The sequence below is a fragment of the Ruegeria sp. C9 genome (genome assembly GCF_056537585.1).
In genome coordinates this window covers 195,689-216,871 of record NZ_JBQFRU010000005.1, presented here as the reverse complement: position 1 = coordinate 216,871, position 21,183 = coordinate 195,689, and the positions used below count along the sequence as shown (strand labels likewise).

At 59.6% G+C, this 21,183-nt stretch carries 22 protein-coding genes; 13 read left to right on the top strand and 9 right to left on the bottom strand.

Going from position 1 to position 21,183, the window contains the following annotated elements:
- Positions 1-76 precede the first annotated feature (76 nt).
- The 6 genes from ACR0NE_RS14565 to ACR0NE_RS14540 are packed head-to-tail and all read right to left on the bottom strand — an operon-like array spanning position 77 to position 4,052.
- Positions 77-352 (bottom strand): hypothetical protein, encoded by a 276-nt coding sequence (locus tag ACR0NE_RS14565; RefSeq protein ID WP_170597239.1) that lies wholly within the window; start codon positions 350-352, stop codon positions 77-79.
- Positions 349-954, bottom strand: coding sequence for a glycerol-3-phosphate 1-O-acyltransferase PlsY (gene plsY, locus ACR0NE_RS14560; protein ID WP_170597240.1), 606 nt, complete (start codon positions 952-954; stop codon positions 349-351). The genes ACR0NE_RS14565 and plsY overlap by 4 nt, the downstream gene beginning before the upstream one ends.
- Complete coding sequence (pyrC, locus tag ACR0NE_RS14555) at positions 954-2,234, bottom strand: dihydroorotase (RefSeq protein WP_170597241.1); 1,281 nt, start codon at positions 2,232-2,234, stop codon at positions 954-956. The genes plsY and pyrC overlap by 1 nt, the downstream gene beginning before the upstream one ends.
- Positions 2,231-2,617: a hypothetical protein gene (locus tag ACR0NE_RS14550; protein WP_170597242.1), complete on the bottom strand. Its 387-nt coding sequence runs from the start codon at positions 2,615-2,617 to the stop codon at positions 2,231-2,233. Before ACR0NE_RS14550 ends, pyrC begins: the two co-directional genes overlap by 4 nt.
- Positions 2,602-3,120, bottom strand: a complete 519-nt coding sequence (locus ACR0NE_RS14545) for a hypothetical protein (RefSeq protein ID WP_170597243.1) — start codon at positions 3,118-3,120, stop codon at positions 2,602-2,604. Before ACR0NE_RS14545 ends, ACR0NE_RS14550 begins: the two co-directional genes overlap by 16 nt.
- Positions 3,117-4,052, bottom strand: a complete 936-nt coding sequence (locus ACR0NE_RS14540) for an aspartate carbamoyltransferase catalytic subunit (RefSeq protein WP_170597244.1) — start codon at positions 4,050-4,052, stop codon at positions 3,117-3,119. The genes ACR0NE_RS14545 and ACR0NE_RS14540 overlap by 4 nt, the downstream gene beginning before the upstream one ends.
- A gap of 758 nt (positions 4,053-4,810) precedes the next feature.
- Here ACR0NE_RS14540 and ACR0NE_RS14535 point away from each other — a divergent pair.
- The 6 genes from ACR0NE_RS14535 to ACR0NE_RS14510 all read left to right on the top strand — a co-directional run bounded on the left by ACR0NE_RS14535 (position 4,811) and on the right by ACR0NE_RS14510 (position 12,307).
- On the top strand, positions 4,811-5,575 hold the full coding sequence (locus ACR0NE_RS14535; RefSeq protein ID WP_170597245.1) for a uracil-DNA glycosylase: 765 nt from the start codon (positions 4,811-4,813) through the stop codon (positions 5,573-5,575).
- Positions 5,572-6,171 (top strand): metallophosphoesterase, encoded by a 600-nt coding sequence (locus tag ACR0NE_RS14530; RefSeq protein ID WP_170597246.1) that lies wholly within the window; start codon positions 5,572-5,574, stop codon positions 6,169-6,171. The genes ACR0NE_RS14535 and ACR0NE_RS14530 overlap by 4 nt, the downstream gene beginning before the upstream one ends.
- Positions 6,168-6,788 (top strand): LysE family translocator, encoded by a 621-nt coding sequence (locus tag ACR0NE_RS14525; protein ID WP_170597247.1) that lies wholly within the window; start codon positions 6,168-6,170, stop codon positions 6,786-6,788. Before ACR0NE_RS14530 ends, ACR0NE_RS14525 begins: the two co-directional genes overlap by 4 nt.
- 6 nt (positions 6,789-6,794) lie before the next feature.
- A complete protein-coding gene (gene moaB / locus ACR0NE_RS14520) occupies positions 6,795-7,337 on the top strand; it encodes a molybdenum cofactor biosynthesis protein B (RefSeq protein ID WP_170597248.1) in 543 nt (180 codons plus the stop codon).
- 105 nt (positions 7,338-7,442) lie between these two features.
- Positions 7,443-8,900, top strand: coding sequence for an RND family efflux transporter (locus tag ACR0NE_RS14515; RefSeq protein WP_170597249.1), 1,458 nt, complete (start codon positions 7,443-7,445; stop codon positions 8,898-8,900).
- A 5-nt stretch (positions 8,901-8,905) separates the two neighbouring features.
- A complete protein-coding gene (locus ACR0NE_RS14510) occupies positions 8,906-12,307 on the top strand; it encodes an efflux RND transporter permease subunit (RefSeq protein ID WP_170597250.1) in 3,402 nt (1,133 codons plus the stop codon).
- Here ACR0NE_RS14510 and ACR0NE_RS14505 read toward each other — a convergent pair.
- Together ACR0NE_RS14505 and ACR0NE_RS14500 are read right to left on the bottom strand one after the other, a co-directional pair.
- On the bottom strand, positions 12,304-12,723 hold the full coding sequence (locus ACR0NE_RS14505; protein WP_170423657.1) for an NUDIX hydrolase: 420 nt from the start codon (positions 12,721-12,723) through the stop codon (positions 12,304-12,306). The two genes, ACR0NE_RS14510 and ACR0NE_RS14505, sit on opposite strands and share 4 nt — an antisense overlap.
- Positions 12,724-12,727: 4 nt before the next feature.
- Positions 12,728-13,540, bottom strand: coding sequence for a protein-disulfide reductase DsbD domain-containing protein (locus tag ACR0NE_RS14500; RefSeq protein WP_170513825.1), 813 nt, complete (start codon positions 13,538-13,540; stop codon positions 12,728-12,730).
- A 148-nt stretch (positions 13,541-13,688) separates the two neighbouring features.
- Between ACR0NE_RS14500 and ACR0NE_RS14495 the strand changes: the two genes are divergently transcribed.
- Entirely contained in the window at positions 13,689-14,243 is a 555-nt protein-coding gene (locus tag ACR0NE_RS14495) for a YqgE/AlgH family protein (RefSeq protein WP_170395693.1), read from the top strand.
- Here the strand turns inward: ACR0NE_RS14495 and ACR0NE_RS14490 are convergent.
- Entirely contained in the window at positions 14,240-15,187 is a 948-nt protein-coding gene (locus ACR0NE_RS14490) for an L-threonylcarbamoyladenylate synthase (protein WP_170597251.1), read from the bottom strand. The two genes, ACR0NE_RS14495 and ACR0NE_RS14490, sit on opposite strands and share 4 nt — an antisense overlap.
- Before the next feature lie 132 nt (positions 15,188-15,319).
- On the opposite strand from ACR0NE_RS14490, the gene ACR0NE_RS14485 reads away from it, so the two are divergent.
- From ACR0NE_RS14485 to ACR0NE_RS14460, 6 genes are all read left to right on the top strand, one after another.
- A complete protein-coding gene (locus tag ACR0NE_RS14485; RefSeq protein ID WP_170597252.1) occupies positions 15,320-17,023 on the top strand; it encodes an acyl-CoA dehydrogenase family protein in 1,704 nt (567 codons plus the stop codon).
- Positions 17,023-18,069 (top strand): MBL fold metallo-hydrolase, encoded by a 1,047-nt coding sequence (locus ACR0NE_RS14480; RefSeq protein WP_170597253.1) that lies wholly within the window; start codon positions 17,023-17,025, stop codon positions 18,067-18,069. Before ACR0NE_RS14485 ends, ACR0NE_RS14480 begins: the two co-directional genes overlap by 1 nt.
- Before the next feature lie 4 nt (positions 18,070-18,073).
- Positions 18,074-18,523 carry a DUF6173 family protein gene (locus tag ACR0NE_RS14475; protein ID WP_170395701.1) on the top strand — a complete coding sequence of 150 codons (450 nt, stop codon included), beginning with the start codon at positions 18,074-18,076 and terminating at the stop codon, positions 18,521-18,523.
- Between the two features lie 64 nt (positions 18,524-18,587).
- A complete protein-coding gene (locus ACR0NE_RS14470; RefSeq protein ID WP_170597254.1) occupies positions 18,588-20,426 on the top strand; it encodes a glycerophosphodiester phosphodiesterase in 1,839 nt (612 codons plus the stop codon).
- Entirely contained in the window at positions 20,413-20,967 is a 555-nt protein-coding gene (locus ACR0NE_RS14465; protein ID WP_170423670.1) for a hypothetical protein, read from the top strand. The genes ACR0NE_RS14470 and ACR0NE_RS14465 overlap by 14 nt, the downstream gene beginning before the upstream one ends.
- A 68-nt stretch (positions 20,968-21,035) precedes the next feature.
- A complete protein-coding gene (locus tag ACR0NE_RS14460; RefSeq protein WP_170395707.1) occupies positions 21,036-21,170 on the top strand; it encodes an aa3-type cytochrome c oxidase subunit IV in 135 nt (44 codons plus the stop codon).
- Positions 21,171-21,183: the final 13 nt, after the last annotated feature.

Below are 21,183 nucleotides of genomic sequence, written 5' to 3'. Positions count from 1 at the left end.
AAAATCCCAGTTGGGGAATGGCCCGATCACGTTCAAAGCAATCAATTGTGATTGTGCAATCACAAAGACCGGTTGTTCATTCCTGCACGTCAGGCACCAGCGCCAGGACAAAATCCACCACCTTTTCCGCAGGCACTTCGCAGGGGCGAAGCAATGCGCCGCTTTTCTGTGTTAGATAAAGGTTCAGGCTGATGTAATCCGGCCCGCCCAACTGGTGAGCCACCAGTTTGTGAGATTTCCCGCGGGCCATGATTTGATGTGAAACCACATATCTCTGTGGGCCAGCCGTGCCGGTGAACGTGCCGACAGGCAGATCATGGAACGCTTTCAGCAACGCGCTGGGCGCTGTCACGATTTCCCGATTTTCGGTTCTGTCCCTGCCTTGATCCGCGCAAGGTTGGCGCTGTGCCGCCAGTAGAGCAGCAAGGTCAGAGCGATCCCGAGGACGAAGGTACTGCCATCTGTCAGCACCATGATCCAGGTGGTGGATAGGGCGGCGGCGGCCAGCGCACCAACGGACGAAATACGCCAGATCAGCGCCGCGACCAGCCATGTCAAACAGCAGGCGACGCCCACGCGCCAGTCAAGTGCCAGCCAAAGGCCCAGAAAGGTCGCAACGCCTTTGCCGCCTTTGAAGCCCAGCCAGACCGGAAAGCAATGCCCGAGAAACGCGGCCAATGCGGCGATCTGCGCGGCATCTTCACCAGCCAAAGCGCGTGCCAGCAGAACAGCAACGGCACCCTTGGCTGCATCAAACAGCAATGTCAGCGCTGCCGCTGCCTTATTGCCGGTTCGCAGGACGTTGGTTGCGCCGATATTGCCCGACCCGATTTGCCGCAGATTTCCCAGACCCATCACGCGCGCGACGATCATGCCAAAGGGTATGGAGCCTAGCAGGTATCCCAACGCGGCCCACAGGATGAGCTGAGTTATTGTGCTGTCGATCAGGGGCATCAGGCTCTCCGGTACACTTCTTGTCCAGCGACATAGGTTGCGGTGACCTTAGCCTGCATCCGCTGGCCGTCAAACGGTGTGTTCTGCGATTTCGATTTCAGCGTAAAGCGGTCCAGAACAAAGGGAACATCCGGGTCGAACAGTACCAGATCAGCGGGCGCGCCTTGGGACAGGCGACCACTCTCCAAGCTCAGCCGTTTGGCCGGGTTCAGGGCCATGGCGCGGAACAGGGTCGGCAAGTCCAGCTGTTCAGAATGGTATAGGCGCAGCGCCGCAGCCAGCAGCGTTTCCAGCGCCACCGCGCCCGAGGCCGCCTCTTCAAACGGCAGACGCTTGCTTTCCTCATCCTGTGGCGTGTGCATGGAGCTGATCGTATCGATCAGACCGGTTCGCACCGCTTCGATCACGGCTTGCCGGTCATCTTCGGATCGCAGCGGGGGCTTGATCTTGAAGAAGGTGCGATAATCGGACACGTCCAATTCGTTCAACGTCAGATGGTGGATCGAGGTGCCTGCTGTGATGTCCAGCCCGTTGCGCTTGGCGCGCTCCAGTGCGGGTAGGGCGCGGGCCGTGGTGATCTGATCGGCGTGATAGGCGGCCCCGGTCATTTCAAGCAGGGCGATGTCGCGGTCCAACCCCATACGCTCGGCCATAGGCGATACGGCAGGCAAACCTCGCAGTGCGGCGAATTTACCGCTGGTGGCCGCGGCACCGCTGCTCAGGCCCGGCTCCTGCGGATGGGCAATCACAAGCGCGCCACAGGATTTGGCGTAGGTCAGCGCGCGTGAGAAGACCTTGGTATTGGTGATGACATGATCGCAATCGGTGAAGGCCACAGCTCCCGCATCTTGCAGGAACCCGATCTCGGTCATCTCACGCCCTTCGCGCCCTTTGGTAAGGGCGGCCATCGGCAAGACGTTTACCGGCGCGTCCGCTTGCGCGCGGCGGGTGGCAAACTCCAGCGTTTCGGGTGTATCGACGGCAGGCAGCGTGTCTGGACGGGTGACGATGGTCGTCACTCCCCCGGCGGCAGCGGCCAAACCCGCAGATTTATAACTCTCCTTGTGTCGCTCACCGGGCTCGCAAACCTTAACGCCAATGTCGACGATACCGGGCGCAAGGCATTGCCCACCGCAATCGACCACCTGCGTGTCAGCGTCTGGGGCCGTGCCTTCACCAAGCGCTGCGATCCGACCATCGGCAATCTGCAGCCAGCCGATGCTATCTGTGCCAGCTTCGGGGTCGATCAGGCGAGCGTTAGTGAAAATCAGATTGCTCATGCCATAGCCCTTTCGATTGCAGCTTTGGTGGCGGCGGGGTCCGCCTGGTATTTGATAAGGTGTTTGTCGCCGCCTTTGGTGACGATCTGGACAAAACTGCCAATGGTATTGACCGCCTGAATTTGGTTCAGCGCCACCTTACGCGGACCAGGACCGGTGAGAGTGGTGCCCGTCATTTCCCACTTGGCGACCAGTTCTTCCGAAGCCAAATACCAAGCGCGGATGGTGATGGCGGCCAACCCTGCGGGCGCGCCGGTCCAGACGTAAGGGTTGCCTATTAACCAAAGCAAGACCATCGCAGCCGCCATTGCAAACGCGGCGAGCCATGCGTTGGTGCGGATATAAGCGCCCTTGTCTGGCGTGAATGTTACAGGATCAGCCACAAGGCACCTCCGACGGCGATCAGAATCAGCAAGGCAATGACGGCTGAACCGATGCGGCTTGGTTTATTATCCACTGGCGGGCTTTGCGCGGCCGAGAACGGTTTTGCGCTTTCGGTCTCAATCGTGCCGCCGGACCAGTTGGTAGCCTCTTCGGTGAACAGGCCAATCAGATGCAGGCGGGGATCGAGGGAAAGGGTTGCAGATCGACCACCCAGCGCCGCACTGCGCAGGACCATCACCCAGCCTTCAATGGCGTCCAACTTCGCGCGATCCAACTGGTCTTCCGAGACACCACAGCCTTCGCTGAGATAGCCATAAAGCCCGAGATCTTCGAGGTCGGATACCGGAAAAATGTCGATCTGTTCTGGATCCAGCCCCTCGACACCCAACACCTGATCAACAGCCCCCGGTTCGCGCAGGAATTTCGCTTCTTCCGGGCGCATGTCCAGCGAGAACAGGCGGATCACACCGCGCTCATGGGGGGCGATGATCAGATCGTTCATGCGGCTTCTCGCACGTTGCGCGCCAGCAGGTCCATGGCGGCCATGCGGACGGCAACGCCCATCTCGACCTGTTCCTGAATGACGGATCGGTTGATGTCATCGGCCAGAGTGCCGTCGATCTCGACCCCGCGGTTCATTGGACCGGGGTGCATCACGATGGCGTCTGGCTTGGCCAGCGCCAGCTTTTCAGCATTCAAACCGTAGCGGTGATAATATTCGCGTTCCGAGGGGATAAAGCCGCCGTCCATCCGTTCCTTCTGAAGACGCAGCATCATCACAACGTCGACGTCTTTCAGACCCTCATTTATATCATCATAGATCTCGGCCCCGAATTCCGCGAATTGCGACGGCACCAGCGTCGGCGGGCCGATCAGACGGATGCGGTTTTCCATCTTGCCCAGCAGGATCAGGTTCGAACGCGCCACGCGCGAATGCGCCACGTCTCCGCAAATCGCGATGTTCAGCCGGTGCAGACGACTTTTGGCCCGGCGGATGGTCAGCGCGTCCAGCAGGGCTTGCGTCGGGTGTTCGTGCCGCCCGTCTCCCGCGTTCAGAACGGCGCAGTTCACTTTCTGCGCCAGCAGGTCGACCGCGCCAGAATGAGGATGCCGTACCACCAGCAGATCGGGATGCATCGCGTTCAGCGTCATTGCTGTATCAATCAGCGTCTCGCCTTTTTTGATCGAACTGGCCTGCATCGCCATGTTCATCACATCAGCCCCCAACCGCTTGCCCGCCAGTTCAAAACTGGCCTGCGTGCGGGTCGAGTTTTCAAAGAACATGTTGATTTGAGTCAGGCCCGACAGCACGTCCGAATGCTTAGTCGATTGTCGGTTCAGATCGACATAGGTTTCGGCCAGATCAAGGATAGCGGTGATATCGGATTGCGACAGATGCTCGATGCCAAGAAGGTGACGATGGGCGAAACGCATGGGCGGGCTCCTGTCTGACAATCGGACCGCTTATAGGAAGCCATGCAGGCCAAGGCAACCTAAGGTTCCGACCCTTCGGGCAGTTTCTCGCATCCACCTTCGGGCAGGCATTGTTCCCCTGGTTTGCACCACTTGCCATAGCCACAATCAATGGCCTTGATCGGAACACAGCCCTGATAAGCCGAGCATTTAAATCCGGGTCGGCATTGCGAACCGGTTTCTTCACACAGAAACCAGCCGGGGCGCGAACATCCGCCGCCCGGCAAGCAGGATGAACCGGCTCTGCAACTCCTACCATCTGCGCAGGTTGTGGGTGGAGCTGGGACCAAATCCGGTCGGCTGCGCTCGCATTCCCCGCGCCCGTTGCAGAAGCTGCCACCTGGGCAATCCAGACGCGAGGTGCACTTGTTCGCCCCCGCCGGGGCGCAACGGGTTCCTCCTGCCACGCAGCGCTCGAACGGGCCGCAGGTGCGCCCACCTCCACAATAGGTGTGTCCCGGCGGGATACAGCGGCCATCAAAGCTGCAGCGCTGGCCTGCGGGGCAACAACCGCGCCCGCATTGCAACTGTCCGGCGCGGCATTGTGTATTCCGATCAAACAGCTGCGCACTCGCCGAACCGCCAGAGGTTGCCAGCAATAGAGCAATCAGAAGGAATCGCAGAAATGACAGCATGACCCTGCCATGGTCGGTGCGACCCTGTGCCATGGCAAGGTCTATTCGCTTTCCCTCGGTCAAAAGCTGGTTAGATTGAGGGTTATGGAATCGGGCTTGGACCATCATACCGCGCGGGCGCTGCTGGAATGGCAGATCGAGCTGGGCGCAACCGAGGCGATCGGCGACGCGCCGGTAGATCGCTATGCGTTGCCGGACAAAGCGGCCAAGGCTAAGAAACCAGCTGCGGTTGAACCTGCGAAAAAACCAGAACCGGTCGATGCCGCAGCTGTTGCAAAACAGGCGGCGAAAACCGCTGCATCGCTCGTCGATTTGCGTTCGGCGATGGAGGCGTTTGATCTTTGCGACCTCAAACGCGGCGCGCGGCAGTTGGTGTTTTCCGATGGCACCCCCGGCGCACGGGTAATGATCATCGGCGAAGCGCCCGGCCGTGATGAGGATCGCGAAGGTAAGCCCTTTGTCGGGCGCGCTGGGCAATTGCTGGACCGGATGCTGGCCGCGATTGATCTGGATCGGCGCGAGAATGTCTACATTACCAACGTGTTGCCGTGGCGGCCCCCGCAGAATCGCGATCCCAAGCCGGAAGAGATTGGCATGATGAAGCCGTTTCTGGAGCGGCATGTGACGTTGGCCAAGCCCGAGGTGCTGGTGGTGATGGGCAATATCAGCTGTCAGGCCTTGCTGGGCAAACGCGGTATCACGCGGCTGCGCGGGAAATGGGATCAGGCGCTGAACCTGCCGGTCATCCCGATGTTCCACCCGGCCTACCTGCTGCGTCAACCGCAGATGAAGCGACAGGCCTGGGCCGATCTGCTGGACCTGCAAGCACGGCTGAGAGGCGCGGGATGAGAGTTCTGGCGTTTTCCGATCTTCATATGGCGCGCAACCGGGCCGCTGATCTGGTGGTCGCCAGCGCCGAGGCTGATCTTGTCATCGGAGCGGGGGATTTTTGCAATGCGCGGCGGGGCCTGAATGAAGCGATGCAGATGCTGTCGGGCATTGCAGCGCCGCTGATCCTTGTGCCGGGCAACGCTGAGAGCGCCGAGGAACTGACAGCCGCTGCGCCCGAAGGCGCGCATGTTCTGCACGGGACGGGCATGACATTGGATGGTCTGCGCCTGTTCGGGCTGGGCTACGGCGTGCCGGTGACGCCTTTCGGAGACTGGTCCTGCGATCTTACTGAAGCTGAAGCATCGGAACTGCTGGACCGGTGCGAGGCTGCGGATGTTCTGATCGCGCACTCTCCGCCAAAAGGATATGGGGATGTGACATCGCAAGATGTGTCGGTCGGCTCGACCGCAGTTCGGGACGCGGTTGAACGCATCCAGCCCGATTTTGTCTTTTGCGGTCATATCCACGACAGTTGGGGATACCGCGGCATTCTCGGGCGGTCTCAGATCGCCAATCTGGGCCCAAAACCACATTGGTTCGAGGTAACAACGTGATCGAGACAGTGACATTGATGGCCTTCATCCCAGCCGCACTGGTGCTGAATTTTACACCCGGCGCTGACATGATGTTCTGTTTCGGGCAAGGGTTACGGTCTGGGTCACGCCCAGCGATGATGGCCAGCCTCGGTGTTTCGACGGGTCTGATGGTGCAAGTTTTGCTGGCGGGGCTTGGACTTGGGGCGTTGGTTTCAGCCGTGCCTTGGCTGTTTGACGTTATCCGGTGGATGGGCGTTGCTTATCTGTTGGTTCTTGCATGGGGCGCAATCCGGAAAGGGGCAGTGTCGGACGATGCAGCAGTCAAGCCTGCTCATTTCGCGTTTCGCGAGGGGTTGCTGGTGAACCTGACCAATCCCAAGGTCATTCTGTTTGTTTTGGCCTTTATCCCTCAGTTCGTGGACCCAGCAAACGGCCCGGTTCTGCTGCAATTCCTAACCTTTGGTGCAATCATTACTTTGGGCAGCATTCTAGTGAATGGGATGGTCGGTATCTTTGCGGGCGGAGCAGGACGCATTTTGATCTCAAACCCACGCGCTTCACGTATCATTGGATTGGTCACGGGCGGGATATTCGCGGCTCTTGCCATCCGGCTTGCCATTATGGAAAGGGCTTGACGACATATGTCGCGCATTGACGAAAGCATTGAGTTCATCCCCGTCCGTATTGCGGTTCTGACCGTGTCGGATACACGCTCACTGGACGACGACCGCTCGGGCCAGACGCTTGTCGACCGGATCGAAACGGCTGGACATTCAGTGGCGGACCGCAAGATCATTCAGGACGAACGCACCCAGATTGCCGAGCAATTGCGCAGTTGGATCGCGGATCCTGAAATCGACGTCGTGATCTCGACCGGCGGCACAGGTCTGACGGGTCGCGATATTACAGTCGAGGCGCACCGGGACGTTTATGAAAAAGAGATCGAGGCGTTTGGCACCGTTTTCACCATCGTGTCCATGGAAAAGATAGGTACTTCTGCCGTGCAGTCACGCGCCACAGGCGGAGTTGCAGGCGGAACCTATCTGTTTGCGTTGCCGGGCAGCCCGGGTGCCTGCAAAGACGCTTGGGATGCGATTCTGGAGAAGCAGTTCGATTATCGTCACCGGCCCTGTAATTTCGTTGAAATAATGCCCAGATTGGACGAACACCTGCGACGGAAGTAGACTGGTTCTGCGTTTAACGGATCATAACCGCTTTGTGGCTTGGCATTTTTTGCGACCCGGCTACCTTTGCGGAAGGCAGCATGTGCGACCAAAGGTGAGTGACCGATGCGATTTCTGCGGCAAAGCCTTGTTGGGGTCTTCCTGGCGTTTCTGACGCTGGGCCTGTTGATCGTTGCCGCACAGATGATCTCGGGCGCGGTTCAGGATGTGCTGACGCGGGACAATCAGGCACCTGAGGCGCGGGAACGCATATTCGCCGTTACCGTACGAACCGCCGAGCCGGAAACTGTCACTCCTTATCTGGAAGCGTTTGGCCAGATTCAAAGCCGCCGCCGGTTAGAGCTGCGCGCGGCCTTGGGTGGGCGCGTTGTATCACTGGCCGAAGATTTTGAAGATGGCGGTACCGTAACGGCGGGAGAATTGCTGGTCGAACTGGACCCAGCCGATATGCAATCGGCTCTGGACCGTGCCAAATCCGATCTTCTGGATGCCCAGTTTGAAGAGCGCGACGCCGAACGCTCGCTGCTGTTGGCGCAGGATGAGTTGAAATCAGCCGAGGCACAGGCCGAACTTCGCGACCGGGCGCTGCAGCGCCAGCAGGACCTGCAGACGCGAGGTGTCGGGGCTGCTGCAAGCGTCGAAGAAGCGGAACTGGCCGCAACATCGGCTCATCAGGCAGTTCTCGCGCGCAGGATCGCTTTGGCGCAGGCCGAATCTCGTGTGGATCAGGCAACAACCTTGTTTGCGCGGGCTCGTATCGCGTTGGAAGGGGCCGAGCGTGACCTGGAGGATATGACGATCCATGCCGGGTTTGATGGGACGCTGACCGAGGTCACTTTGGTTGAAGGCCGCTTGGTCGCGGCCAACGAAAAGCTGGCCGAACTCGTCGACCCCAATGCGCTTGAGGTCGCGTTTCGGGTTTCCACCGCGCAATTCGTGCGGTTGCTGGACGCGCAAGGTGATCTGATCTCAGCCCCGGTGACTGTATCGCTTGAGGTCACGGGGACCGATCTCACTGCCACCGGCCGGATCAGTCGCGATAGTGGCGCGGCGGGTGAAGGGCAAACCGGGCGTCTGATCTATGCGCGTCTCGACGACGCGCCGGGATTCAAGCCGGGGGATTTTGTCACCGTTTCGATTGAAGAACAGCCGCTCGATAATGTGGTCCGTCTGCCATCCTCGGTTCTGGACGCCACGGGCAATGTGCTTGTTCTCGGCCCCGATGACCGGCTGGAACCGTTGGCTGTGCAATTGATCCGTCGTCAGGGCGATGAGGTGCTTTTGCGTGGTGAAGGCCTGGAAGGCCGCGAGGTTGTGATTGGCCGGACGCCTCTGCTGGGTTCGGGTGTACGTGTGCGGCCCCTACGGATTGAGGCGAATGCCGAAGCTGATCCGGGCATGGTCGAGCTTTCGGACGAAAAGCGCGCTCAGCTTGTGGCTCAGGTCGAGGCCAGTGATGCCATGTCTCAGGAAGACAAAGCCCAAGTATTGGGCCAGTTGAGCGAGGCCAAAGTGCCCGCCACCCTAATACGCCGTCTTGATGACAACCGGGCTGGGGGCTAAGCGCCATGATCCGCGACATTCCCAACGCGGCGGGCGGTATCCTCAGCTATTTCACCCGGCACCGGACTGCGGCCAATCTGTTGCTGCTGATCATGCTGGTGCTGGGGGCCGCCGCGATCCCCAACATGCGGGCGCAGTTCTTTCCTGATGTGATTCTCGAACGCGTCGATGTGAACGTTCAATGGGACGGCGCAGGCCCCGAGGATGTCGACAATGGCATCATCCAATTGCTGGAACCTGCGCTTTTGGCGGTTGAGGGCGTTGCCAGCACGGAATCAACTTCTCGGGAGGGAACGGCGCAGGTCAGGCTGGAGTTTGAGCCGAACTGGGACATGTCTCGCGCGGTTGAGGAGGTCCGGACCGCCGTCGATAGCGTCACCAACCTGCCCGAAGACGCCGAGGAACCAACCATCAGGCGCGGCGCTTGGCGGGATCGTGTCACGGATGTGGTCATCACGGGGCCCATCGAAGCTGAACAACTGGCCAAATTCACCGATGAATTGATAAGCCGCCTGTTTGCGGTTGGTGTCACGCGGACAACGATCCGGGGACTGGCCGCGCCGCGTGTGGTGGTCGAAGTGCCCACCGCACAGTTGATCGCCAATGATATCTCGCTTTCGGATATTGCCGAGGCCATTGCGGCAGAAGTCACCGCGAACCCCGCGGGCGATGTCACAGGTGCCAATGCGCGTATTCGGACAGGTGTTGAGAAACGCACCCCGGAAGAGATCGAAGGCATCGCACTGCGCAACTTTGCCGATGGCTCAAAGCTGGTTGTGGGCGATGTGGCTGAAATTCGGGTCGAGGGGGTCACGCGCAACCGCAGCTATTTCGTCGGCGACAATCCGGCGATGTCGATCCGCGTCGACCGGTCCAATCTTGGCGATGCCATAGGTATCCAGCGCGATGTCGAGGATGTCGTGGCCAAGATGCAGGCCAGCCTGCCCGAAGGTATCACGGTTGAGCTGATCCGCACCCGCGCACAAGCGATCGCCGACCGACTGGATATTCTGGTCGACAATGGGCTGGTCGGGCTTGGGCTGGTGGTTTGTCTACTCTTCTTGTTTCTGAACGCCCGCATCGCTTTCTGGGTGGCTGCCGGTATTCCGGTGGCAATGTCTGCGGCGATTGCGCTGATGTATCTGGGCGGGTTGTCGCTGAACATGGTGTCTCTGTTCGGTTTGATTATTACCTTGGGCATCGTGGTTGATGACGCCATCGTCGTGGGAGAGCACGCCGATTTCCGTGCCCGCCGTTTGGGCGAAGCGCCAATCGTCGCCGCAGAACGCGCTGCCCGCCGAATGGCGATGCCGGTGTTTGCTGCAACAGTGACCACGGTCATCGCCTTCTTTGGTCTCACCGCCATCGGTGGCCGCTTCGGAGAGCTGATCCGAGACATCCCGTTCACCGTTATCGCTGTCCTGATTGCCTCACTGATCGAATGCTTCCTGATCCTGCCGAACCATATGGCCCATGCCATCGCGCATTCGGCTAAGGAGCATTGGTATGACTGGCCCAACCGGGTTGTGAACAAGGGCTTCCGCTGGGTGCGCGACCACCTGTTCCGCCCGTTGGTCGCGTGGGTGGTCTGGGCACGGTATGTGGTTGTTGCACTGATGGTAGTGATTCTGGCCAGCCAGATTGCTCTGTTCATTCGGGGCGACGTGAATTGGCGGTTCTTCAACGCACCGGAACGCGGCTCGGTCACGGGCAATTTCATCATGGTCGAAGGGGCGACGCGCGCTGAGACGCTGGAAATGATGCGCATGGTCCAGAAAGCCACGGAAGAACTGGGTCAGGTTTACGAAGAACGCCATGGCCGCAATCCAATCGAATACGTTCTAGCCGAGGTTGGCGGTTCGGCCGGATGGGGGCTGCGCGCGGCGGATGGCAAGGATGACGATTTGCTGGGCGGCATCTCGATCGAGCTGATTGATGCCGACTTGCGCCCCTATTCCAGCTTTGAATTTGTGGGCGAGCTGCAGGATTTCGTGCCGCGCCACCCGAAGGTTGAGCTGCTTAGCTTCCGTGGTTGGCGTTCAGGGCCCGGTGGCGATGCGATTGACGTGCAGTTCTACGGTGCGGATGTGAACACGTTGAAATCTGCATCCGAGGACCTCCAGGCGGAACTCGCGAAATACCCTGAAGTTTCAGCGCTCGAGGATAACCTCGCCTATGACAAGGAAGAGTTCATTCTGGACCTCACCGCGCAGGGTCAGGCGCTGGGTTTCCGCATCGAAACACTGGGCCGCGTGTTGCGAAACCGGCTGAACGGGATTGAGGCCGCGACCTTCCCGGATGGTCCGCGTAGCACCGAGATTCGGATCGAACTGCCCGAGGGCGAACTGACTGCTGATTTCCTCGAACGCACATTGATGCGGACTCCGGATGGCGTTTATGTCCCGCTCGCCGATATCGTCTCGGTCGAGCGTAAATCGGGTTTCTCGACCGTCCGGCGCGAAAATGGTCTGCGGGTCATCTCGGTGAATGGTGATATTTCCGAGGACGACCCGGCGCAGGCTGCCGAAATCGCCCGCGCCATGCGCGAAGAGATATTGCCAAACATCGCCGCCGAACGGCAGGTCGAATGGCGCATGGCTGGCCTGAGTGAGCAGGAGGATGAATTCCTGTCCGAGGCCCGCACAGGCCTGATCCTGTGTCTGACCGGAATTTATCTGGTATTGGCTTGGGTCTTTGCCAGTTGGACAAGGCCCTTGGTGGTCATGGCGATCATTCCCTTTGGCCTCGTGGGCGCGATCTGGGGGCATTACCTGTGGGGCGTGCCGTTAAGCATGTTCACCGTCGTCGGCCTGTTGGGCATGACCGGGATCATCATCAACGACTCGATTGTTCTGGTGACCACAATCGACGGATACCGGAAAGAGCGCGGGTTGGTGCCGTCAATCGTAGAAGGTACGGCAGATCGTTTGCGGCCTGTGATGCTGACCACGCTGACCACGGTACTGGGGCTGACGCCCTTGATGTACGAAAGTTCGCAGCAGGCGCAGTTTTTGAAACCGACCGTGATCACACTGGTCTATGGGCTGGGCTTTGGCATGGCCCTGATCCTGCTGCTAGTGCCTGCGTTGCTGGCCATCCTGAACGACATCTCACGCCCGATGACATCGATGAGACGGGCCTTGCGAGCGCCGGACAGGGTGGTGCGCAATGCCGTGCGCGCAACGGGCGCAGCGTTGGCGATCTGGCTGGGGGCCTCGATGATCTGGCCCGTAGTGACAGGTGCGCCGTTGGCGCTGCTCTCGGGTCTCTACCCAGCCGCCGAAGGTCCAAGTGTGCTGCAAATGGGCTTTGGTGTATTCCTGGCGGGTGCGACCGTGATCCTGCTGGTAGGTGTCGTGCTGTCCAGCGCGCTTTATGCACGCTTGTCGGATCGGGTCGAGGCTTAGTCCATCTCTAAAGCACGCCGCAAAAGATCGGGAACGCGGTCGCTCATTGGCAGGTCGCCGCTGGTGATCTGGTCCACCGGAAACCACTGAGCGTCCTGCGCGTCGTCTGCAGCGACAGGCGTGCCGGTTACATAGCGACACGCAACTCCGACCAGCAGGTAGTGCGCCCGGGTCTGCCCGCTATCATCGCGCAGCAAAAGGTCGAGATTGTCGAGATAGACCAAAGGCTCAGCAATCACACCGGTCTCTTCCCGCAGCTCGCGGGTCGCGGCGTCCAGAACCGTTTCACCCCATTCCACATGGCCGCCTGGAAAGCCCCACAACCCCTGATCGGGTTGCTTGCTGCGTTGCACCAAAAGTACCTGGCCATCGTGCAGCACGACAGCCAAGGCACCGATCTTTGGGGTCTGGCTCATCCGGTCAGCCTGCGCTGCATCCTTGGATATCGACAGCGTGGTTTGCCCCCAGAACCGTGATGCGCACTTCGGACCGATCCAGCGCAAATGGCCCGCCGGAGGCACCGATAATCTCCGAGCTTGCGATCAGGGTGTTGCCCTGACGGCGTGTATCGGGCTGCGATGCCCAGAGTGCCGGGTTTCCTGGTTCAATGACGGCGAATTCGGACCCGCCCGCTGAAGGCATGGTGATACGCGCCTCGATCCGCATTCCGTCTGCAGTGGGAGTCAATTGGCACGTCGCATCCGCCACGCCTGCTTCGCGTTCGGAAAACGGGCGCTGGGCGAGGGCTGCGGCGATGGCCGGATTGCGTGCAGCGTCGGCATCCATTGTGTGATCGAATTCCAACCGACCCGGCACGCAGACATCCTTACACACGCCCAAGTCCATCTCGCCGCGCAAACGCACGGGTTTGGCAGGGTTCTTAGGCGTAATTTCAACGGGCAGTACAAGTTGATCCTCATACCCGACCGAGCGCAGCCCGTTCTGATCAAACACATGCGGCGCGGGCCATGTGAAGGCTATGTCTGCAATATTGCGAGAGCCTTTCCAATCAAACTGTGGCGGAATGCCCGCATCGCCGGGTGCGCGCCAATAGGTCTTCCACCCGTCCTTGAGCTTTAGACGCAAGGCCCCCTGATAGGTACCTTCGGCGGTTTTGCCGCCGTCCAACACCTCAAGCTGAACCAGATTATCAACCCCCTGCGCAATGGCGGGGGCACCAAAACAAAGGCTAACGGCCAACACGGCTGCAGCAGATTTGCAAAGCGCTTTCATATGCAGAACATGCGCATTCCGGTCGTGATTGCCAAGTCACGTTCCGGTCACTTCTGTGAAATGCACGGAAATCCCGGCTGATCCCTTGCCATTCCCCGGTTCACAGGGTCATTCTAGGGATATCCTATGGCGCAAGAGATATCTGCTGATGGACCTTACGGGAAAACTGTTGATTGCGATGCCCGGAATGGGCGACCCGCGATTCGAGCATTCGGTCGTCTATATCTGCAGCCATGGTGATGACGGCGCGATGGGATTGATCGTGAATAAGCCTTCGGACTTGCGGATCAAGACCTTGCTGGAACAGCTCAACATCCCGTGTCGGATACCCGTAATTGGCGAACGGCTGGTGCAGTTTGGCGGCCCGGTCGAGATGTCGCGTGGCTTTGTCCTGCATAGCGCAGATTACGAGGCGAATCTGCATTCAATGCAGATTTCCGAAGATTTCAGCATGACCGCAACGCTGGATGTGCTCGAGGATCTGGCCTCGGGCAAGGGGCCGCTGAATTCGATGCTGACTTTAGGTTATTCCGGCTGGGGGCCGGGTCAGTTGGAAGATGAGATCGCGATGAATGGTTGGTTAACGACTGATGCGTCGTCGAAACTGGTCTTTGATGTCCCTGATGACGAGAAATGGGAGGCGGCTTTGGCTACGCTTGGTGTTGATCCGCTGACCCTATCAGCCAGTGCAGGCCGCGCCTAATCGCGAGGGGCTGCTGCGCGGCGTAGACGGTCGTTGATGGCCGCACCTAGTCCGTGATGGGGAATTGGTGATACGGCGATTGGCCGACCGGTATCGTTAAGTTTGTGAAGGGCGGCAAACAGGTTGGCGGCGGCCTCGGGCAGGTTGCCGGTGCTGGAGAGGTTCAGATCACAATCAACGGGGCCAAAACCCAGCAACACCTCGTCCCCCTGCCGTGACCGGGCGTTCAGCCGCACCGGCGCGTCCGGCGCGTAGTGGGATTGCAATTGCCCCGGCGCGGTAAGCAGATCGCCGGGTTGGTGGTGATGCAGTTCTGCCTTTAGAACCTCTTCGATTTGTTCCAATGCGACACCACCTGGACGCAACAGGGCAGGGGTGCCGGCCAGACCCACAATAGTGGACTCAAGCCCGACACCGCACGGCCCATCGTCCAGAACTGCGGCTATGCGTCCCTCCAGCCCCGCTCGGACATGGGCCGCCGTCGTTGGGCTGATCTGACCAGAGGGGTTTGCCGATGGCGCTGCCACAGGACCGTCAAAAGCGGTCAGTAAAGCGTGCGCTGTGGGATGCGCAGGCACGCGAACGGCCAGAGTATCCAAACCAGCTGTGACCAGCGACGAAATCCCGTGATCGGGGCGCAGAGGAAGAACCAGAGTTAACGGTCCGGGCCAGAAGGCATCAGCCAACAAATCAGCCTGATCGGTCCATTCGACGAAGCGTTTTGCGGTCTCGGTTGAGGCGACATGGGCGATCAGTGGGTTAAAACTGGGTCGCCCCTTGGCTTCATAGATCGCGGCCACAGCCTCGCCGTTCCGTGCATCGCCACCCAGTCCATAGACGGTCTCGGTCGGGAAAGCGACCAGCAGCCCCTGTCGCAACAGGTCAGCGGCCTTGGCGAGCCCGTCGGCGTTTGCTGGTAAGTCTTGAGTACCGAGAAGGGTCATGGATCGTGACGCCGCGTTTTGGTTGCTTGCAGTTCAGGTAACGGTAGGTAATCGTGCCAGCCCAGATGAATACCGGCGTGGGGCCGGGATTCCAACCCCACGCTGACAACTTGCCAGAACCAGAGGGAAACCATGCCCTATCGTGCCCCGATCTCAGACTATGAATTCCTGTTCCGCAACGTGATCGGCTTTGACCAGATCGCCGCGACCGAAAAGTTCTCGGAAGCCAGCGAGGATGTGGTCAGCGCCATTCTGACCGAAGCCGGGAAGATGTGCGAAGAGATCATGGCCCCGCTTCAACGCCCTGGTGATCTGGAACCCGCGCGGCTGGAGAACGGCGTGCTGCGGACCTCTCCGGGCTATGCCGAGGGCTGGAGGGCGATTGCCGAAGGCGGCTGGATCGGGATGAGCGGCGATCCCGAATATGGTGGTATGGGTCTGCCCATGACCATGACCACTGCCGTGAATGAGATGATGAGCGCGGCCTGCCTGTCCCTGCAGCTCGCTCCGTTGATGACCCAAGGCCAGATCGAGGCGCTGGAGCATCACGCAAGCGTTGCGTTGAAGGCGCTCTATCTGCCCAAGATGATGGCGGGTGAATGGTCAGGCACCATGAACCTGACCGAACCGCAGGCCGGATCGGATGTGGGCGCGCTGACCTCGAAAGCCGAAGACAATGGCGACGGCACCTATTCGGTGACCGGGCAGAAGATCTATATCTCTTGGGGCGACAACGACTTTGCCGAGAATGTCTGCCATCTTGTTCTGGCCCGCCTGCCAGACGGTGTTCCGGGAACCAAAGGGATTTCGCTGTTTCTGGTGCCGAAATACATCCCCGACGAGAACGGCAACCCCGGCGTGGCCAATGACCTCAAGGTGGTTTCGCTGGAACACAAGATGGGCCTGCACGGCTCGCCGACCTGCGTGATGCAATATGACGGGGCCAGAGGCTGGCTGGTCGGCAAGGAACATAGCGGGATGGCCGCGATGTTCACCATGATGAACAACGCGCGTTTGGGCGTTGGTGGCGAAGGTGTGGGCGTCGCCGAGGGCGCTTATCAACACGCGTTGGCCTATGCGTTGGAGCGTAAGCAGGGCAAGACGCCCTCGGGCACGATCATCGACCATGCGGATGTACGGCGGATGCTGATGTCGATGCGCGCGGATGTGTTTGCGGCGCGGGCGATCATGCTGGCCAATGCAGCTGCAATCGACATGGCGCAGGCCACGGGTGAGGCCGATTGGGCGGCACGTGCGGCGCTGCTGACGCCGATCTGCAAGGCTTTTGGCACCGAGACCGGCATGCGCGTTTCCGAGACCGGCGTTCAAGTGCATGGCGGCATGGGCTTCATCGAAGAAACTGGTGCTGCACAATATTATCGAGATGTCCGTGTGACCGCGATCTACGAGGGCACCAATGGTATTCAGGCCATGGACCTCGTAGCGCGCAAGATGATGGATGGGGGTGAGGCGGCCTCGAACCTTCTGGATGAGATCGAGGATCAAGCCGAGAAGGCGCGCGCCACGATGCCTGAACTTGCTGGTCCTGTTTGGGAAGCTTCCGAGTCGCTGCGGGAAGCGACGGAGTGGCTCGTTGCTCAATCGGATATGAACAACCGGTTTGCTGGCGCGGCTTCGTATCTAAAAGCGTTCGCGCGGGTTCTGGGCGGGCATTACCATCTGTCAGCGGCGCTAGCCGATTCCGATGGACCGCGCGCCAAGTTGGCACGTTATTATATTAATGTGCTGCTGCCTGAACATACGGGCTTGCTTGCGCAGGCGCAGAACGGGGCGGATGACCTCTATGCCCTCAGCCCAGAGGAACTGGCGGTTTGATGGATGGCGAGGCTCCGCAAGTGATGCGATATCCGTGGGAGGAACCACCCGTTCCTGGCGAATGGGTCGAAGTTGCAGAAGGAGTTCTGTGGATCAGGCTGCCTTTGCCGATGGCGCTGGATCATGTGAATGTCTATGCATTGGATGATGGCGACGGCTGGACCATCGTCGACACAGGGCTTTCTTCAAAGAAAACACGGGGAATCTGGCAGACCCTGATGGAAGGGCCATTGGCTGGCAAACCCGTCCGTCGCGTTGTCGTGACTCATCACCATCCTGACCATGTCGGCAATGCGGGCTGGTTCCAGTCCGAGCATGGTGCTGAACTGGTCACCAGTCGTACCGCATGGTTGTTCGCGCGTATGCTGACGCTGGATGTGCAAGAGAATTGGCCGAAGGAAACGCTGGATTACTACCGCAGCGCGGGGATGGATCCGGACGTGCTGGCCGGTCGGATGGCCGAGCGTCCGTTTAACTTTGCCGACGCCGTGTACCCTATGCCGCTGGGATTTACCCGTGTCAAACAGGGCGACGTGATCCGCATGGGTGGCCGCGACTGGGATGTTCACATGGGCAACGGCCATGCGCCCGAGCATTGCACCTTCTGGAGCCGCGAGGACAATCTGGTGCTGACCGGTGATCAGATCCTCAGTTCGATCAGTTCCAACTTGGGCGTCTATGCCACCGAGCCGATGGCCGATCCGGTGGCCGACTGGTTGGAGGCGTGCGAACGCCTGCAACCGCTGGCCCGGCCCGATCATTTGGTTTTGGGCGGGCACAAACTGCCGTTCACCGGGTTGCCGATCCGCATGCGGCAGTTGATCGATAACCACCACGGCGCGCTTGAGCGTCTGCTGAACGATCTCGATCAACCCAAAACCGCCGCCGAGTGCTTTGCCCCGCTGTTCAAGCGCCAGATCAGGGGCGGGGAATACGGCCTCGCGCTGGTCGAGGCGGTTGCACATATGAACCATCTCTACCACATTGGAGCGGTCACCCGGACGCGGCGCGCGGACGGAGCTTGGGAATATCAGCGCAAAGGGTAGAGCAATGGACAAGATCGAAACCTCAGCCGAGGCAGCGGAATCTGCGGCGTTGCCGCGGTGCTATGAGGTACACGCCAACCCTGAAGCGGCATCGGGGAACAAGGATTTGCCCAAGCCATTGCAAAAGCCGGTCGAAAGCAAAAGCCCTGCTCAATGGGCCTATGAGCGGCTGATCATGTATATTCAGAATTTCGAGAAGACTCTGGATGGCGATCACGAGGTTGCCATGGGATTCACCGGTGGTGATGCCGGTGTAATGCGGATCGAGGGCATGGGCTATTTCGATCCGGATGTGATTACCTTCTATGGCTCGGACGGAGGCGGCGCCAAAACGCAGCTCGTCCAGCATGTCAGCCAGTTGAATGTGATGCTGCGTGCCTTGCCGAAATCGATCGAGGATAAACCAGCCAACCGCATTGGTTTCCGGCTGGCGGCTGATCTGGAAGAAAGCTGACGCCCACTCTTGCAATTCACACTTACGCAGCCTTGAATGGATAGACCATTCAGGAGGCAACCGCGTGACCAATTTCTCAGCCGTTACAACTGCCTACCGGGGCGCATGGGCGCGGCGGCGCGTGTTTGTGCCTGTTTATGTCGCCGTCCGGTTGCTGCTGGTTGCACTGATCGCTCCGGGCGTTGCCATCGCCGTCAATCTTGCTGTCTCATTGTCTGATCAATCGGCGCTGACGGATCAGGACATTGCGATGTTCCTGCTGTCACCAGCGGGCTTCATCGCGGCGGTTGTAGTTCTCAGCCTGTTCTTACTGGCCGAGGTCTTTGTCTTCTCGGTCATGGCCGGATCATTGCGGATGGGTGAGCGTGACCCTTGGCGCGCGGGCAGTGCTTCCATCCGGTTGATCCTGACGCGTTTACCTGCGCTTTTCGGCTTTGCCGCACGGTTCATTTTGCGTGTGCTGGTACTTGCGCTGCCTTTTGTCGCCGTGGCTGGCCTGATCGCCTGGTGGATGCTGACTGAATACGACATCAACTATTACCTCACCTTCCACCCGCCTTCATTCTGGGTGGCGGTAGTGCTGATCGGATTTGTGGTGCTGTGTCTGGCTTGGGTTCTGATCCGCAGGCTCTCGGCCTGGGCGCTGTCGCTGCATCTTGTATTATTTGAGGGCTGCAAACCCGCCGAGGCCTTCTCCGCCAGCACGGATCGAATGGAAGGCAAACGCGGTCGCCTCAAGATCGAGCTTGGCCTTTGGCTTGCGATGCGTCTCGTGATCGCCGCACTGATTGCCTTTGTGGCCGGACTGTTGTTCGATCTGGTACCGTTGCAGGAAAGCACGAACCTGCGCTTTGCGCTGATCTTCAGTATGATCGTAGCGGGCCTCTGGTCGCTGGCTGGGCTTGTGCTTGCAGCCGTCGCTCTGGGAGCATTGGCGGTTCTGCTGGATGGGTTCTTCGACACACAAGGCCGAGAGGTCCCTCATCCCGAACCAGGCAACCTGCGCGCGCCGCTTTACGCTGTGGTCGGTGGCGCGGCAATCGCCCTGCTGATCGGGCTCTGGTCCGGGCAGGAGTTGCTGGTCCGCATTCAGGCCCCCGATCATGCGGATGTCATTGGTCATAGAGGTGCGGCGGCGATAAGGCCGGAAAATACCATGGCGGCAGTGTTGAAGGCTATCGAAGATGGCGCCGATTGGGTTGAGATCGACGTTCAGGAGACTGCGGATGGTGTGGTCATCATCGCGCATGACAGTGATTTCATGAAACTGGCCGGTGTGCCGCTCAAGGTCTGGGACGCAACCATGGAGGATGTGGCCGAGATCGACATCGGCAGTTGGTTCGGCCCCGAATATGCCTCGGAACGGACGCCCACGCTGCGCGATGTTCTGGAAGCTGCGAAGGGCAAATCCAAGGTCATCATCGAGCTGAAATACTATGGCCATGACGTCGACCTGGAAAACCGAGTCGCCACAATTGTCGAAGAGATGGGGATGCAGGACGACATCGCCACCATGTCGCTGAAATACCCGGCAGTACAGAAGATGAAAGCGCTGCGCCCCGATTGGCGGGCAGGCGTTCTGGCCGCAACCGCCATCGGCAATCTGTCGGGGCTTGAGGGCGATTTTGTGGCCGTAAACGCGGCGACGGTATCTCCGGGTCTGATCCGCTCGGTCCATGAGGCGGGCAAGGACATCTATGTCTGGACGGTGAATGACCCGCTACAGATGTCGGCCATGGCATCGATGGGGGTCGACGGGCTGATCACCGATCGTCCTGCCATGGCCCGCGAAGTGCTGCGTGTTCGTGCCGAGATGGGACCGGGCGAGCGTCTGATGCTATGGTTGGCGACGACGTTCGGATTGTCTATCGATACTGCCGAGATGCGCGATGCGAACCCGTGAACTCACCCTCATTCTGGCCTGTTGCGCGCTGCCTGCAGCTGCGCAGGACCTGATGCGTAGCGTGGAAATGCCCGCTCACCGGGCGTTGGCCGACACGATAGAAGGCGCTGAACTGACCCCCTTTGAAACGGATGGCTGTTCGGGCGGATTATCTTCCAGCTGGCGTATGGTTGCCGAGACCTTTCCGAAGTTCAGTCTGCTTTATGAAGAACACCCGCCATGGGAGTACTGCTGCGTTACTCACGATCGCGCCTATTACAACGCAGGCGGCGCATCGCAGGCCGAGGCCAGCTTTGACGCCCGGCTCGCTGCCGATGACGCGCTGCGCACCTGTGTCAAAACCCACGGCGAAAGCCATGCTGATGAATATGCCGAACGCTATGATATGACGCCGGATCAAATCCGCTCGGTTCATTCGATCACCTCCGAGGCGATGTTTCTGGCCGTGCGTTTTGGGGGTGGTCCCTGCAGCGGGTTGCCCTGGCGCTGGGGGTTTGGTTATCCAGGCTGCACGATTTTTGGACCAACTGCGCGCGAATGACGTCGTGACAGGCCCTGAGTTTTGCATTATCCAACATTTCAAATACGCGAATTGGGATTCTAATAAACATGGCTGATCACAAGCACGGCGAGATGGACATCACCGTTCAAACAAAAACCTTTGACGGTTTCATCAAATTCACCACGTGGTGCGTGGTGGCAATTGTACTCCTTTGCCTGTTCCTGGCGGTCTTTGCGGCCTAAACGGTACACGAGG